The sequence below is a fragment of the Paenibacillus mucilaginosus 3016 genome (genome assembly GCF_000250655.1).
Classification (GTDB): domain Bacteria; phylum Bacillota; class Bacilli; order Paenibacillales; family NBRC-103111; genus Paenibacillus_G; species Paenibacillus_G mucilaginosus.
The window spans coordinates 3,854,032-3,869,460 of sequence record NC_016935.1 but is presented as its reverse complement, the minus strand read 5'-3'; the positions used below and the strand labels follow the sequence as shown (position 1 = coordinate 3,869,460).

Here is a 15,429-nt window from a genome sequence, read left to right as displayed (position 1 = left end):
GTTAACATATGACTTGCCCTATTTCAACATGGCTGGGGTCCGTTATATTCTTACATTGTTACCGGAGGGAATACATTGCAGACATTGTTACTCAAGTGGAACCAAATGAGCCTTGTCAAACGAATCTTTGCGGGGATTATCCTGGGAGTTCTCCTGGCCTTAGTCCTTCCTGGCGCGTCAGGAGTCAGCCTCCTCGGCTCTTTATTCGTAAGCGCCTTAAAAGCGGTTGCACCGCTGCTCGTCTTGCTCCTGGTCATGTCCGCCATTTCCAGGCATCAGAAGGGCCATCAAACGAATATGAAATCGATCCTTGCCCTCTATGGCACAAGCACGTTTCTCGCGGGGCTGATCGCTGTCATTGCCAGCTTCGTATTTCCGGTAAGCCTGTCCCTTGTCCAAAGCACGGAAGATCTTTCCCCGCCTCAAGGGATCGTAGAAGTCATTAAGACGCTGCTCTTTCAGGTAGTGGACAACCCGGTCAATGCCCTGATGAACGCCAACTATATCGGGATTCTGTCCTGGGCTATCCTTCTGGGCCTTGTCCTGCGGGGTGCGAAGGACAGCACCAAGGACATGCTGACGAATTTGTCCGACGCCGTCTCCCAGATCGTCAAGTGGGTCATCAATCTGGCACCGATCGGCATCATGGGGCTCGTGTTCAATTCCATAACGACCAACGGTCTTTCTTCCCTGCTTGATTACGGCAAGCTGCTGCTCATCTTGATCGGCTGCATGCTGTTTATCGCGCTGGTGGTCAACCCGCTGATCGTATATGTGAATATTCGCAGGAATCCTTATCCCCTTGTCTTAACCTGCTTGAGGGAAAGCGGGATTACCGCCTTCTTCACCCGGAGCTCCGCCGCGAACATTCCGATCAACATGCGATTGTGCGAAAAGCTGGGGCTGGATTCGAATACCTACTCGGTATCCATTCCCCTGGGCGCTACGATCAATATGGCGGGCGCCGCGGTGACAATCTCGGTTCTGACGCTGGCCGCGGTTCATACCTTGGGCATCCAGGTGGATTTCGCCACAGCGTTCCTGCTCAGCATCGTATCCGCTGTAGCAGCAGCAGGCGCATCCGGTGTCGCCGGCGGTTCGCTCCTGCTCATTCCCCTGGCGTGCAGCATCTTCGGCATTCCGAACGATATTGCGATTCAAGTGGTGGGTGTAGGATTCATTATCGGAGTGCTGCAGGATTCGTTCGAAACCGCGCTAAATTCCTCCTCCGACGTTCTGTTCACCGCTACAGCCGAGTATACGAAACACCGTAAAGAGGGCAGGGAAGTTTTGGTTAAGGCGTAGGTTGTTTAAAGCAGGAGGCTTTCGGGCCTCCTGTTTTTTTATTATGAATTCCGGCAGTCCGCTACGGCTTCATGAATAAGGCAAAGAAAATAACGGCATCCTGCAAGAAGTGGATGCAGAGCGCCCAGTAAAAACCTTTGGTCTCGATCATGGATTTGGCCAGGATCCAGCCGAGGAAAGCGGCCATCAGTACACCTGGAAGCCCGCTTGGCGTTCCGAAGTAATGAAGGATCCCAAAGACGGATGCTGCTAATCCTTGAGCTAAATACGGTGAGCATCCCGTATGACTCACCACGGCCACAAAGGAAAACCGGAAGATGATTTCTTCTGAGAACGCATTGATAAGCGCAAAAACGAGAACCAATAAGATGCCGGGGAACAGATCGAGGCTCAGGCTTTTCCCATGAATCACCTGGAAGTAAATCACAACCGCCGTCACCAAGGTAATGATGACTGCCAAGTTGAAGCCCAAGTGTTTCCACGTTTCCGTCTCTTTCGGTGTAATGCCGATCCACGGTTCAGGCCGAATGGTCCCGTCCCGCTTCTTCAGGTTCAAATAGGCAAGACCCGCTTTGCCTGTCAGCCCATAAACCATGCCAATCAGGATAACGGCCAGAAAGAGTACCGTGACCTGATAGCTCAGCTCCTGATTATACACTTCCCTTTCAAAAACCTCCAAAGCCAGAAGCTGATTCCTTCGAATCCACAGAAGGGCCGGCGCCAGCACGCACACGATCAGGGTGATCCAAAGGACCGGAGCCATGCTCCAGCGTTTGTTATTCATTCCCATGTCCCCTGTCCGCATCGGTTAATATGTTCAACGCATACTGACACCAGTCGCCCGTCATGCGTACGTATCTTTCTCCGTATTCGAGCGTCAACAGCCAGAGCCGCGCTTGATGACCTTCCTTTGGTTCTACCATCGCCTTGATTCCCGCCAGCATAGCCGACAACCTTCGGCTTGCTTCCAGTTCTTCCTCCAGATACGATACCAAGTGAGGGACATGGCGTTCATCGGAAACAAAGATTTTCATAAGCAGTTCATTCCGCATCACCGGTTCCTCAGGAGCCTGTGCCAGCCAGGAATCCAGCTGCTCGCATCCCGGCTGCGTAATGCCATACACTTTTTTGGGCCTGCCCGTCGTTGTCTCCTCCACCACCGTCACAGCTCCCTCGAGCTCCAGGTGCTTGATGCTTTTATGGATATGCCCGTAGGATTCGTTCCAAAACAATCCGATGCTTTCCTTCGAAAATTTAACCAGTTCATAGGCGCTCATGGGTCTGATTCGAAGCAAGCCGAGGATGGCAAAATGGGTTGTGTTGATTCTTTTCATGCTTCCCTCCTTATGCATAATATATCTTTAAGATATATTTAATGATGATCATATCCCACTTATTTACAGATTACAATCCCTTGAAGAAAATAAAAAACCATCCCCCTTCGAACGATGGGATGGATGGTTTGCATTTATTGGGCTTGCTTCTGAATATACCAATAAGCCGCCGGCATCTGAAACGAACCTTTCGGATTGGTAACCCAGGTCAAGGCTGTCACCCTGTATAACCCGGACTGCTCCGGCAGCTTCAACTTGGTCTGGAAGCGGTCGCCCTCGAACGGTGCCGGTACCGGGCCGCCCAAAGGCACATAGTCCTCACCCGCCTTGCGCTCGATGATAAAAGTCAACTCCGTGCCATTGATCTTCTCCGCCGTTCCCGAGAAGGTCATGTCGGAGCCGGAGGTTTCCTGATACGCCTTTGCCGGGGACACCTCTTTAAGCCGGGTGGAATCTCCGGAGCTGTAAGACGTGTTCCGGTCCAGGATGGGCGCCAGTTCCCGCAGGGGAAGCTCCACCGTATACACGGAGTCGAATAATATGCGATAGCCTTGGGTCAATCGAAGATGAAGCCGGTTCGTTCCCAGCTCCAGTTGGACTGCCGTATCCAGTCTATACTTCGGACCGCCTTCAGCCGCATCGGCCATGCCGCCTGCGACAACCGGGGCGTGTACCATCTGCCCGTCTATTTCTCTTTCAAGTCCAAGGAAGGGAAGATTCGAGGTTCCTTCCAAGAACCCGTCTGCCCGGACAATATAACTGAAGTTATCCGTTCGCCGCTTGAGCCCATGATCTTCGACGATCAGCTTACGGTACGTGATGTTCTCCATATGTGTCTCCGGGCTCCACACCGACTCATAGCCGAACAGTTCCTTCAGGTCCGGCTCCCGAAGCAGCCATTTGCCGTTCCTCTTGACCGGTGCCTTCCATGTTTCCACCTTCCCTGCCGTCGTCCCAAACCAGATCAATTCCGGATGGTTATCGCCTTGCCTCAGGATAAATCCATCCGTCCCATTGTCAACCCGCAGCCTGCCGTCTTTCGTTTCCTGCGCCGTATAGCCCAGCTTGCCGGCAAGCCATGACACATCCAGCATAGGCACATAATCGATCGTCCGGCCGACTTCCTCCCCGTTCCAGGTAATCTTCGGATCTCCGATCCAAATATGATCCACCTGGACCGTGCCTGTCTCCCGCACGGCCAGCGGGTTAGCGGTGAACCATCCGGTATCGTGGGCGGCGGGGGTAAAGCTGATGCTCCGATCCTTCTCAGACCAAACGACACTACCGAAAGCAGACTGATCATTCAGCGTAACGACGGTTCTTCCGCCAATATTATAAGAAGGAATCTGATGGTCACCGTAATATGCGGAGATGTCCGTATACAGAACATCCGCCAGCTTTGTACCTAGCGGCTGGGCCGCAGTCTGGACGGGCAGAGGCTGTACCTCCTTCTTCCCGCTATAGCGGATAACAATCTTCCGTTCCTGAGGCACCCATGCCACATCAAAACCATATTCCCGCAGATCCTCCGCCGCGACCGCCGTGTACCCATTCAAATTAAGGGAGGGCATCTCGGCGCCGTTCACGTAAGCATGAATATCGGTAGATAGAACCTGCCCCGTCACATCCCCGACCTTCATTGCCGAGACGGGCGGCGGACTGCTCAAGGCTAGAACCGCAGCGATCCCGAAGACAGCGGCGGACAAACGGAATTTTTTCATTGGACTCGTTCTCCTTCTGGATCGTTCTCTTATGAATAACGATTCATGGAATGAGACGTCCGTAACGCCCTATAGGTTGCACAGAAGCAGCTTCCTCATCGTTACCGGAAAGAGTAAAGATTTCCTAATGATCCGCCAAGAAACATTTTACAATTCCTTGCGTCTATAGGGCTAACTGGAACCCGGGCAGGAGCTGTACCGCATGAACCGTTGTTTGATGAAACCGAGGAAGACACACAGTGGTGAGCTTTAACCCAAGTAGTATGTATACGAAGAAGTTTATTTTACTGGATACAGGAGGATTTTCCATCTTATGAAACGAATCAAAAGCGTTCTTGCTATGGTCTTCACGCTTCCGCTGCTGGCCCAAACCACATTTGCAGCCGACTCTCATGCCCGTTACGAGATTGACTCTCTCGCTTTTCCTATAGCAGTGAACGGGTCCTCTCTCGACAATGTACACAACCCGTATCCCTTGTTTCTTTATGAAGGTATCACCTATTTTCCCATGACTTGGAGTAACACCGCCGCATTGGGACTTAAAGTGAAGTGGGATCAGCAAAAGGGGCTGAACATTACCAGGCAGCCTGCATGTCAACCTTTCTCCCAGAACCTCCAATCCGCCCCTGTTCAGCTGACATCCAAACAGGCGGTGCCGCCTCCTTTCCCTGTTACCGTGAATGGGAAGATTATCCGGAATGCAGAGGAGCCTTATCCGATTCTGTTTCTTAACGATATCGTTTACTTCCCAATGACATGGAGATTCACCAATAGCGAATTCAATTGGCAGACGGCATGGGATGCTTCAGAGGGGTATTCTATTGAAGCTTGTGAAGAACAAACACAGGAACATACAAGAAAACAGGAGGAGGCAGCCGCGCATCGTAATCTGCTTATCGGTGGGAATCTCGCCTCAAGCGGGGATTGGATCTTCACCAATCCGTTTAATCATCAACCTTCCCTAGAAAAATGGTCGAAAGATGGAGCAACCAGAATCAAGCTGACTGACGATAATGCCAGATCGATCAATGCCAGTGGAGATTGGTTGTATTATACGATCGATACGGGGACCTATGTGGATGGTGTTCTTCAGTACGGCGGGATCTATAAAATTCGTCAAGATGGAACGGAGCGGACCAGGCTATCCGCTGTTTCCGCTTCTCAGCTTGCAGTGGACCAAGACTGGATTTATTTTTTGGAGACCTCTGATTCCGGGATCAGCCGTATGAAAACGGACGGTTCATCCACTGAGAAGATCATCCCGGAAAAGGGCATTCACCGGTTTTTTATCTCCAATCAGCAGCTCTTTTTCCAGCAAAACGAAACCTACGATGTATTTCAAACGGACTTATCCGGCCGGGGAAAAAAACAAGCGGATAAACATCTGTTCAGTAATCCCTTGATTGTCGATGGGTGGATCTATCATACGAAGGTGGTAGGCGATACCGATGGCATCTACAAAACTAGTCTTGACGGTTCCACGTCCATCCAGCTCTACACGGTGAACGTATGGGACAGCAGCGGACAACTTAGTTCCTTACAATACCGGGATGGGTGGATTTACTTTCTGCAAGGGAAAATAAGCCATGGTTCTCATATTGATGTTACTAAAATACGGATCGATGGAACCGGTTATTCCAAGCATGCCACGGTTGGCTATGGCCGAGAATTGTATAGTGTGGATCCCTATTGGTATGTCATCCAATTCACACCCTTCAGTACGAAAGAACATCTTACACTTGTAACGGAAGATATGGCCCCCTGATGAAAACAGCGATGCTGGGCTGCATCGCTGTTTGGGTTCCCGGCTCCCTTCCTTCATATAACGCCCATTCCGGTCAGCCAGCTCGATATTTATTCGCTATAAACTATCGATAAGGCAGCCTGGTAATAGGGCGTCGCTTCAATCCGGTGGAATGCGGCAATCTCCTGCCCTTCAAACCGTTCGACAAGCGCCTGATTGACGAACGTATGAACCTCTCCTTGGCGCAAAGGGGTAATGGACAGGTGCAGCGCCTCCTGCTCCAGCTCGTTCTGAAACTGCTTGAGGCCGATCGGCCAAACTTCGCCGTAGTGGATATGGTCGGTCAGCAGCTCTCCTCCGAGGTAGGCGGCAGCCACATCCCCCGAATAATCGATCTCGAGAAACACGTCGCTCACCTGCTCGGGCCACGCCGGGTCGATCCGGACCGCCGCATGCTTCCCGCCGGTGATGCTGACCGACAGCTCGGGCTCATAAGCGTGCACAGAGATGCGATAGACAGCAAAACCATCGGCCCTCTTCACCGTAATGCCGCCCGTGCTCGTCTTCAGTTTTGAAGCCACTGGAGGATAGACGGCCACCTCCCAAGTGTGACTCCCCTCTGACGTACACACCAGCCGCTCGCCGTGCGCATACAGCCGGGAAGAGCTCAGCACCAGGCGCTCTTCTCCCCACAGCTTCAGCTTATAGGCCTGCAGGCTTTCTTCCCGGGAGAGTACGGCGATCCTTACCTTGCCTCCGTCCGCTCTCCGGACCTCGACCCAATGGCCCTGCCCGACGGCCGGCTTAACGGTCCAGACCGAATCCTCCTCAATCACTTCCCCGCCTGGCGCAGTAATGCCTGCCGCCGTCTGCTTATCCAAGATCATCTCCGGCGGGATGGAGCTCAGGGCCTGGAACACAAGCAGCGGCTCCTCGTCCGAATCCAGCTTCGTGAGCGGCTGCACGGTGGCAGAGAGGATATGAAGCCCATACAGCTCCAGCTGGAACGGCAGGACGGCCCCCATTCCGCTCCGGAGGACCATCGTGCCTTCCCGGGGAAAGGATACGGTTCCCACGCCTGTGTCCAGTTCGACGCGGACCCCCTCGCGATCCGGCAGCTCCACATGATCCTGGAAGTTGTTCAGGAAGAGGAAACCGCCTCCGTCCTTCTGCCGAACACACCAGCGGATCGTCTCCACATCCTCTGGTTTCACCTCGGATTGGCCCTCCGGCAGCTCCGTGCCCATCGGTGCCAGGACCGGCCCGAAGGCATCCAGCAGCAGGGACAGCGAGCGAATGCGGTCATACGATGGGCCCATCCGGCCGAACTCGCCCAGCGGGGCTTGATAGTCATAGGTGATTCGGGGAAGGCCCGACTCATTCAGATACGCAGTCTCGCCCCGGGGGTTGGAGCCCCCATGGTACATATAATAGCCGAGCAGGTTGCTTCCGCTCGCCAGCTTCACGAGGGTCATCGCTTCGACGCTGTCCGGGCTTACCTTCGGGCGTGCCGTATAGCTGACCTGCATGCCCCCCGCCATCTCGCAGTACGCGACTGGATATTGGAGCGTGTCATAGCCCACGGCTTCCATCGGCTTCGCATGCAAATCGCGATAGATGTACTCGCGGCTCGGCGGCTGATTCGGAATCCACGGCGTATACGCATACCCGGCCAGCATCGGCAGCGTATCCGTCTCGGGTACGGCCGCCCCTCCCCAGGCCGTAGCCGTGAAGAAGACCGGCTTCATCCCGGACTGCTCCGCAATCCGGCGCAGCTCAGCCAGGTGCTCATTGCCTCCCCTGCCGGAGGACATGAAGACGCGGCTCTGATATCCCCAGGCGTCCAGCGGCGCACCGCAGTGCATGAATTCGTTCTCCAACTGCATCCCGATCACCGGGCCGCTGTCCTGAAACAGCTGCCCCTTGATCTGTTTGCCGATCTCGCGGTACAGTCTTCGCACCAGGGCCAGGTACTGCGGGTCATTCGAACGAATCTCCAGCGGCTTGCGGAATACCCAATCCGGGATCCCCCCGTTGCGAACTTCTCCATGGCAGAACGGGCCGATCCGCAGGATGACCGGCAGCTCCAGTTTGCCGCACAGGTCGACGAAATGCCTGAGATCGAGATGCTCCCCCCAGCGGAAACAGCCTTCCTCTTCCTCGTGATGAATCCAGAAAATATATGTAGCGGCGATCGTTACGCCGCCCGCCTTCATCTTGAGAAGCTCCTCTTCCCAATGCAGGCTGGAAAACCGGGAGAAATGAAATTCCCCCACAACGGGAATAACGGGTTCCCCGTCCCGGGTCATATAGAAGTTGGTGAATCCGATGGATTCACCCTTCGGGTTGATACCCCTGCAATCCCCAAGTTTGCCGTGTGAGATGGCTTTAGGGGTGCCGCTCAGCTTCATGGACAATAGGTTCAACGCCACTGCTCCTCCTTCATTCGCTTGCAGGTTACCATTCGGCAATACTGCCGTCCTGGTGCCGCCATACCGGATTTCGCCAGTTGTGCCCGGCTTCGGCCATTTTCCTTACATATTCTTCATTGATCTCTACCCCAAGTCCCGGCCCCTGCGGGATTTGGACATAACCATCCTGATAGGTGAACACAGCCGGATTGGAGAGATAGTCGAGCAGATCATTCGATTCGTTGTAATGAATGCCTAGGCTCTGCTCTTGAATAAAAGCGTTGTGCGCCGTCGCATCCAGCTGCAGGCACGCGGCCAGCGCAATCGGGCCCAGCGGACAATGCGGAGCCAGCGCCACGTCGTACGCTTCAGCCATGGCGGCGATTTTCTTGCATTCGGTGATCCCGCCCGCATGGGACAGGTCCGGCTGGATGATGTCGACCACCCCGTCAGCCAGCAGGCCTTTGAAGTCCCAGCGGGAATACATGCGTTCGCCGGTCGCGATGGGGATGGAGGTATGCCGGGCAATCTCGCGCAGCGCCTCGTTATTCTCCGCCAGCACCGGCTCCTCGATGAACATCAGGCGGAAGGGCTCCAGCTCCTTCGCCAGGATCTTGGCCATGGGCTTATGTACCCGCCCGTGAAAATCTACTCCGATCGAAAGCTCCTTCCCGCAGGCATCCCTGACGGCTGCAAGCCGGGCGATGGTCTCGTCGATTTTGCGATAGGAATCGATATATTGAAGCTCCTCGGTACCGTTCATTTTGATCGCCGTAAAGCCCATATCCATCACCTTCTTCGCCTCCCGGGCCACATCGGAAGGCCGGTCGCCGCCGATCCACGAATACACGCGGATGGAATCGCGGCAGGCGCCCCCAAGAAGCTGGTACACCGGGGCATGGTAATACTTGCCCTTGATATCCCACAGAGCCTGGTCGATCCCGGCGATCGCACTCATCAGAATGGGGCCGCCGCGGTAGAAGCCCGAGCGGTACAGTAGGTTCCAGTGATCTTCGATCCGGAGCGGATCCTTGCCGGTCAGATACTCCATCAGCTCGTGAACGCATGCCTTCACGGTAGCAGCGCGCCCCTCCACGACGGGCTCACCCAGCCTGTAATCCCTTCATCCGTCTCTATCTTAAGAAACAGCCACCGCGGGCGGAACCTGGAACAGCTCATAGCTTGTTATTTTCATAGGCACCCTCCTAGTTTTAACACAGCCTGGAGTTATACAGCCGGGCGGACATCCCGCCGTCGATCAGCATCTCCGTGCCGGTAATCATCTCAGCATCGTCCGAGGCCAGAAATACCGCCAGCCGGGCAATATCCCCGGGCGTGCTGATCCGGCTGCCGGCATGCAGCGCAAGCACTTCCTCCTCTACAACGGACGCATGGCCGCTTGCCTGAAGCCACTTCCGGTAATGGGGCGTATCCGTGAACCCGGGACATATCGCATTCACGCGGATCCCGTGCTTCCCGAGACTCAGGGCCATGCTGCGTGTCATTCCGTTCACGCCCGCTTTCGCCGCTGCGTACATTTCCGTATCCGGCAGCGTGGCTTTGGCGTGATTCGATGAGATGTTGATGATCGCCCCCTTCCCCTGCTTCTTCATCTGAAGCGCTGCGTACTTGCTGCACAGGAAGACGCCCCGAAGGTCGATATTCATCACCTTCTCCCACTCTTCAACCGTCGCTTCCAGCAGAGGCTTAAAGACGGTGATGCCCGCGTTATTCACCAGCACATCGATGCGTCCGCAGGTACGGGCCGTATGATCCATCATGCGAATGATGCTGATTTCCGAGCTCACATCCGTCTCGATAAATATCGCTTTCCCTCCCCTCTCACGAATAGCCGATTCCGTCTCTCTTCCTTCCTCGGGAACCAGGGTGGCCACGATCACCATCGCCCCTTCCGAAGCGAACTGCTCGGCAATCCCCCTCCCGATTCCTTTGCCGGCGCCGGTCACGATCACCACTTGTTCCTCCAACCGCATTCGCACTCTCTCCTTAGCAGGCTTCATTGATAGCGTACCTTCACTTTACTTCTCCGGCAGGGTCAAGTAGAATTCACAATATGATGAAGATGATGGACAAAAGTCTGATGAAGGGACCGAACGCCATGACGCGCAAAAAGGACGGCTTCCAGTCGGAGATGCTGCTTGTGCTGCCGGAGCAGTTTGTGCGGGACTATGCGGAGCATCCGCTGGCGGGCGGCCTGTTTGTGACGGATATCGGCTATTTCCCGCATGCCAGGCATCATTACCGTGAACGAAAGGAAGGCTGTGAAGCCTATATTCTTATTTTTTGTTCGGGCGGTGAAGGCTGGGTCCGGATCGAAGATCAACCCCCACAGCTGGTCAAAAAGTACGATTTGCTGGTCATCCCGGCGAATGTCCCGCATGCCTACGGCGCTTCAGACACCCTCCCCTGGAGCATTTACTGGTTCCACTTCCGCGGAGACCAGGCTCAGCATTATATCGACCTGCTCCCTCTCTCGCGCAGTCTCCTCCGGCTGGACGCCCAGGACGCGCTCCGCTTGACTGAATGGTTTCAGGCTTGTTACACGTTATTGTCGGAGAAAGGCTACTCCCTTCCCCACTGCCTGCATGCCAATCAATTCATGGGGCAGATTCTGGGGATGCTTGCTCTCCAGCGCCCGTCGGAAGCCGATCAGCTGTCGAACGGGTACGTGGAACAATCGATCCGCTATATGAAACAGTCCATCGCCGAGAATCTCAGCCTGGCCCAGCTGTCGGAGCAGGCGAACCTCTCCCGCTCTCATTATCTGTCCGTGTTCAAGAGCGTAACCGGCCAATCGCCGGCCCACTATTTTCAGCAGCTCAAAATCCAGCAAGCCTGCACCTACCTGGACTTAACCGATTGGAGCATCAAGGAGATCAGCGGCCGGGTAGGCTTCAAGGACCCTCTCTATTTCTCCCGGGCGTTCCGCAAAAGCATCGGCGTCTCTCCCTCCACCTACCGGGAGAAGATGAAAGGCTAGGGCGGCAATTACACAAATGGACCTTCCTGCCCAGGAAGGTCCATTCCATGTATTCTCACGATTCCAATATGTACCGGTTCCACTTCCGCTGCCATTCGATATCATTCCAGAACGGATGGTGAGGCGCGCAGTTGGAGCCCAGCGTCATCCCCCAGAAGCCCAGCTTCATGCCCTTCCTAATCGCATATTCCGCAATGAACTTCCCTACGGGGCCTTCCTCGAACTGCGCATATAAAGGGGTGTAGCCGACGTACCCTTCGCCGATCACTACGGGCAGCCCCGATCGTCTGACCCACTCCTCGAGCTCCCCCAGCCGGCTGTCGGCCTTCTGCAGCATGGCGAGCTTGTGATCGCCGTACCGGTCATAGAGATACAAATCCCACTTGACCGGATCCGCCCAATCGTGCAGGTACAAGAGCCTCAGACCGACCGGATTGCCTTCCATCCGCCATGCTTCGCCTGGAGGCAGGGTCCAGCTCTCCACCGGCGGGGCATCGTCCCGGAGCAGCGACCGGACGAGCCTATTGGGGAACGGCGCCGCTTCGTCCGTGATGCCGGCCGCATCCATCAGCTCCTGCAGCACACCTTTGATATACAGATGAAAATGGGCCACCTGCATGTTACGGGCCACATACTGCTTGGAATACGGCTCGTTGAGCGTGTAACAACCCGTAATCAGCAGATCGGGATGACGTTCGCGCAGATAACCGACCGCCTCCTCGATGTACGGCTGCATGACCTCTACCGTGCCCGACACATCCGAGGCCTCGATCCCCTGATCCAGGGCGACCTGCGTCAGCCGGCCGAATTCCACTTCGTTGTGCAGCTCAACATAGGCGATTCGATCCGCATAGCCCGCTGCCTTCACAAACTGGAGCAGCCTGTGCATCGATCGGGCCAGGGCCAGGAACCGTTCCTTCGGGGGGATGCCGAGCAGCTTGCCGGACAGCTCAGGCTCCGCCAGGAAGCTGGGACTTTGCTGATACTCCCAGGACGTGAGAATCAGATAACAGTCGTGGGCCTTCGCCTGCTTGAACAGCTCGAGCAGGTGCGCATGCCCGTCGAGCTCCGCGCCCCCCTGGCAGTTGTACCAGCGGGTACGCTGTCCGACCTTGCCGAGACTGCCGAACCGCAGCGGGCCCGGCCGCTTGCCTTCGGCCGTAAAGAGCAGGTACGGCATGGCGCAGACCCGGATCGTATTGTATCCCCGGTCGACCGCTTCTTCGAAGCGCGCCTTCAGGTCATGGTAGGGCTCACCGGGCATCGTCATCGTATACCAGGAGAAATCCCACATCGTTAAGGTCAGTTTGCGCGGAAGATGCGCAGCCTTGTCGTTCATCTCATTCACCTCAGGGCCTGATTCGGTCTAGTAGATTTGCCTTCTCTTACACTACTACCGAACAGGCCCCATCACCATAGCAAATGGTCCTTTGGATATGGACAAAATTCGGATTCGTCCACTTTTGAACAGTAAATCATATGTCAAAAGCCGATGGGTTACTAGAACCATCGGCTTTGCTTACAATATATGAATTCCTATCTCGCCAGGACTCGATTTCATCTTGCTATATCACATGGATGACAAGCTCGGCAGGATGCATTCCTTCCGAGTACGCGGACAATACGACACGCCCCGGTTCTCCCGTGAACCGGATGACCGTGCTGACACATCCCCGGTACATATGCATCCAATGAGCGTCGTAAGACTCACTTGAACTGAGATCCCCATTATCTACAGCAAGGATCACCGCCGGTCCGCTCACGTGGAACGTGACTTTGGAGCTGTCCCGAAATACCGGTGTTCCCTCGCTGTCCTTTGCCCGGACGGTGAACAGCTTTTGATAACCCGCCTTGGCTGCCAGTTGGAGTTCTTCCCTATCAAACCCAAGTCTCACAGCCGGCCCCGCTGTCTTCACCGCATACTGACATACCTCTTGTCCGCGGATAAAGCCCCGGACCGTGATCGTTCCCGGCAGGTAAGGGAGATAGCCTGTAATCATCCGGTTCGGATAGGAGGAAGGTTTATTCACATACATCCGCTTATCGCCCAGCTCCACGGTGACTTCCTCACAATTCGTGGCGATCATATAGGGAATGACGGTCTTGTTGAACTGCGGAAAATTCCAATGGCTCGCATATCTTGGCGTATCCCAATGCTCCTTCACCCCTTCATCCTGAAGCGAATAGTCCATGACGGCCAAATAGACCATCGGTTCCTCCGACCAATAGCTCTCATACAGATAAGAAAGCGGCTTACGCTCATTGTTCGTCCAGAATAAGGAGCCCGCCCATCCTTTGGCCGGATATCCCATCGACTCGCCCAGATAATCGATCCCCGTCCAGAGCATCCCTCCGATGACATAATCGTGCTTTTCCACATCCATCCATGGAACTTCGTCACTGAAATTCTGCATCTGATCGGAGTGCCCTCTGAAAAACTGGTAGGTCTCCGTTCCCAAAATCAGTTTATCCGGAACGGCCTCGTGGATGGCGGGATACCACTGCTCCTGGTAATTGCAGCTGATCACATCGACGATCTCGGCAATTCGCCGGATCCGCTCCACTCTTTCATCCCCATCATAGATTTCCGTATCGCTGACTTCATCCACAAACTGTTGAATATCCTTCACTTGGGAGAGATCTGCATTACTCTCGTATTTAAAGTGCGGGTTCATCGCATAGGTGACCGGCCGGGTATCATCGAGCGTGAGCAGATGATCTTTCAGCATCTTCAAGATCTCGAGCATGGAAGCCTGCCCTTGATATTCGACTTCGTTGCCGACGCCCCACATGAAGATACACGGATGATTGCGGTCCCTCTTCACCATACATTCCAGGTCGGCCTGCCATTCCGTCGCAAAATACCTTCGGTATGAGCCGCCGGTCCATTTATCGAACGGCTCTTCATAGACGAGCAGCCCGAGTTCATCGCACAGATCGAGAAGCTCCGATGCGGGCATGTGGTGAGCCGTTCGGATCGCGTTGCAGCCCATGGCTTTGAATGCCATCAGCCGGTCCTTCCATATCTCCGGACGGACGGCAATGCCGAGGCAGCCCGCATCCTGGTGAATGCAAAATCCCTTGATCTTTGTCCTCCGGCCGTTGATATACATCCCTTTGCCGGCCTTCATTTGGATGTCTCTGACACCGATGCGCAGTCCATAGGTATCCACGATCTGGCTTCCCTCATACAGGGCTAATTCCACATGGTACAAATGCGGCTGTTCCGGGCTCCACAGCTTGACGCTTGGGATCTCGACGCGGATCGTTCCGTCTTGAGCGGATACACCTGTAATCCGCACATGCTCATCAGAAAGGCATGCTTTTACGGAGGAGGACACCCCTGTGGTGATGGTAACAATGCCCATATCTCCATGGATGGCGGTTTTTACTTGAATTTCTTCCGGTTGAAGGTGATTCCGATTCAATTCCAGCAGCTTGACGGTGCGGTAGATGCCTGCCCCGGAATACCATCGGTCGGCCGGAAAAGACGTGTTGTCCACCTTCACCAGGATCTGATTGTCTCCTTCGTGAATGTACTCCGTGATATCCAGCGTGAACCTGGAGTATCCATATTTGCGCCCGCCGGCCTCTTTCCCGTTCACCCATACCGTACTGTTTTCATACACCCCGTCAAACTGCAGCTGGTAAACAGTACCTTCCTTGATTTCTTCCAATGCCAAATTTCTCCTGTACCAGCCGATCCCCCATCGGTCTCTGAAACCCTGAGCGGCCCCCTGCTTCATATTGGGATTGACCGGGGCGTGGATGGCCCAATCGTGCGGCAGCTGAACCCCCTCGAAGTTTTCATCTTCCGGTTCTTTTAATGTAAACTCCCAACCGTGCATGATGTCGGTCTCTATCCGGCTCATCAAATATGAACTCCTTTCGTTGCCTTAACGGCTGCGTCTTT

10 protein-coding genes and 1 pseudogene are annotated in these 15,429 nt (G+C 54.7%); 3 read left to right on the top strand and 8 right to left on the bottom strand.

The window, feature by feature from the left end; translation table 11 throughout:
• The first annotated feature begins 75 nt into the window (after nucleotides 1-75).
• Nucleotides 76-1,305, top strand: a complete 1,230-nt coding sequence (sstT, locus tag PM3016_RS16770) for a serine/threonine transporter SstT (protein ID WP_014370242.1) — start codon at nucleotides 76-78, stop codon at nucleotides 1,303-1,305.
• A 61-nt stretch (nucleotides 1,306-1,366) separates the two neighbouring features.
• Here the strand turns inward: sstT and PM3016_RS16765 are convergent, their stop codons facing one another.
• The 3 genes from PM3016_RS16765 to PM3016_RS16755 all read right to left on the bottom strand — a co-directional run bounded on the left by PM3016_RS16765 (nucleotide 1,367) and on the right by PM3016_RS16755 (nucleotide 4,360).
• Nucleotides 1,367-2,089 carry a CPBP family intramembrane glutamic endopeptidase gene (locus PM3016_RS16765; protein ID WP_014651020.1) on the bottom strand — a complete coding sequence of 241 codons (723 nt, stop codon included), beginning with the start codon at nucleotides 2,087-2,089 and terminating at the stop codon, nucleotides 1,367-1,369.
• Nucleotides 2,082-2,639: a PadR family transcriptional regulator gene (locus PM3016_RS16760; RefSeq protein WP_014370240.1), complete on the bottom strand. Its 558-nt coding sequence runs from the start codon at nucleotides 2,637-2,639 to the stop codon at nucleotides 2,082-2,084. Before PM3016_RS16760 ends, PM3016_RS16765 begins: the two co-directional genes overlap by 8 nt.
• 134 nt (nucleotides 2,640-2,773) lie before the next feature.
• Entirely contained in the window at nucleotides 2,774-4,360 is a 1,587-nt protein-coding gene (locus tag PM3016_RS16755; protein WP_014370239.1) for a hypothetical protein, read from the bottom strand.
• 313 nt (nucleotides 4,361-4,673) lie between these two features.
• On the opposite strand from PM3016_RS16755, the gene PM3016_RS16750 reads away from it, so the two are divergent.
• Entirely contained in the window at nucleotides 4,674-6,125 is a 1,452-nt protein-coding gene (locus PM3016_RS16750; RefSeq protein ID WP_014370238.1) for a DUF5050 domain-containing protein, read from the top strand.
• Between the two features lie 89 nt (nucleotides 6,126-6,214).
• Here the strand turns inward: PM3016_RS16750 and PM3016_RS16745 are convergent, their stop codons facing one another.
• From PM3016_RS16745 to PM3016_RS16735, 3 genes and pseudogenes are all read right to left on the bottom strand, one after another.
• Nucleotides 6,215-8,530: a beta-galactosidase gene (locus tag PM3016_RS16745; RefSeq protein WP_014370237.1), complete on the bottom strand. Its 2,316-nt coding sequence runs from the start codon at nucleotides 8,528-8,530 to the stop codon at nucleotides 6,215-6,217.
• 31 nt (nucleotides 8,531-8,561) lie between these two features.
• Nucleotides 8,562-9,710 (bottom strand): annotated as a pseudogene (gene dgoD, locus PM3016_RS16740) (galactonate dehydratase).
• A gap of 16 nt (nucleotides 9,711-9,726) precedes the next feature.
• Complete coding sequence (locus tag PM3016_RS16735; RefSeq protein WP_014370235.1) at nucleotides 9,727-10,509, bottom strand: SDR family NAD(P)-dependent oxidoreductase; 783 nt, start codon at nucleotides 10,507-10,509, stop codon at nucleotides 9,727-9,729.
• 80 nt (nucleotides 10,510-10,589) lie between these two features.
• Between PM3016_RS16735 and PM3016_RS16730 the strand changes: the two genes are divergently transcribed.
• The gene (locus tag PM3016_RS16730) at nucleotides 10,590-11,516 is read left to right on the top strand and encodes an AraC family transcriptional regulator (protein WP_014370234.1); all 927 of its coding nucleotides are present in this window, start codon (nucleotides 10,590-10,592) and stop codon (nucleotides 11,514-11,516) included.
• A gap of 55 nt (nucleotides 11,517-11,571) precedes the next feature.
• On the opposite strand, the gene PM3016_RS16725 is transcribed toward PM3016_RS16730, so the two are convergent.
• The gene (locus tag PM3016_RS16725) at nucleotides 11,572-12,855 is read right to left on the bottom strand and encodes a cellulase-like family protein (RefSeq protein ID WP_014370233.1); all 1,284 of its coding nucleotides are present in this window, start codon (nucleotides 12,853-12,855) and stop codon (nucleotides 11,572-11,574) included.
• A gap of 226 nt (nucleotides 12,856-13,081) precedes the next feature.
• The gene (locus tag PM3016_RS16720) at nucleotides 13,082-15,388 is read right to left on the bottom strand and encodes a glycoside hydrolase family 2 (RefSeq protein ID WP_014370232.1); all 2,307 of its coding nucleotides are present in this window, start codon (nucleotides 15,386-15,388) and stop codon (nucleotides 13,082-13,084) included.
• Nucleotides 15,389-15,429: the final 41 nt, after the last annotated feature.

Excerpts from the sequence above, each read along its gene's own strand:
- PM3016_RS16735 (WP_014370235.1), bottom strand. The coding sequence starts at position 10,509 with ATGCGGTTGGAGGAACAAGTGGTGATCGTGACCGGCGCCGGCAAAGGA.
- PM3016_RS16725 (WP_014370233.1), bottom strand. The coding sequence starts at position 12,855 with ATGAACGACAAGGCTGCGCATCTTCCGCGCAAACTGACCTTAACGATG.
- PM3016_RS16720 (WP_014370232.1), bottom strand. The coding sequence starts at position 15,388 with ATGAGCCGGATAGAGACCGACATCATGCACGGTTGGGAGTTTACATTA.
- PM3016_RS16750 (WP_014370238.1), top strand. The coding sequence starts at position 4,674 with ATGAAACGAATCAAAAGCGTTCTTGCTATGGTCTTCACGCTTCCGCTG.
- PM3016_RS16765 (WP_014651020.1), bottom strand. The coding sequence starts at position 2,089 with ATGAATAACAAACGCTGGAGCATGGCTCCGGTCCTTTGGATCACCCTG.
- PM3016_RS16730 (WP_014370234.1), top strand. The coding sequence starts at position 10,590 with ATGATGAAGATGATGGACAAAAGTCTGATGAAGGGACCGAACGCCATG.
- PM3016_RS16755 (WP_014370239.1), bottom strand. The coding sequence starts at position 4,360 with ATGAAAAAATTCCGTTTGTCCGCCGCTGTCTTCGGGATCGCTGCGGTT.
- PM3016_RS16760 (WP_014370240.1), bottom strand. The coding sequence starts at position 2,639 with ATGAAAAGAATCAACACAACCCATTTTGCCATCCTCGGCTTGCTTCGA.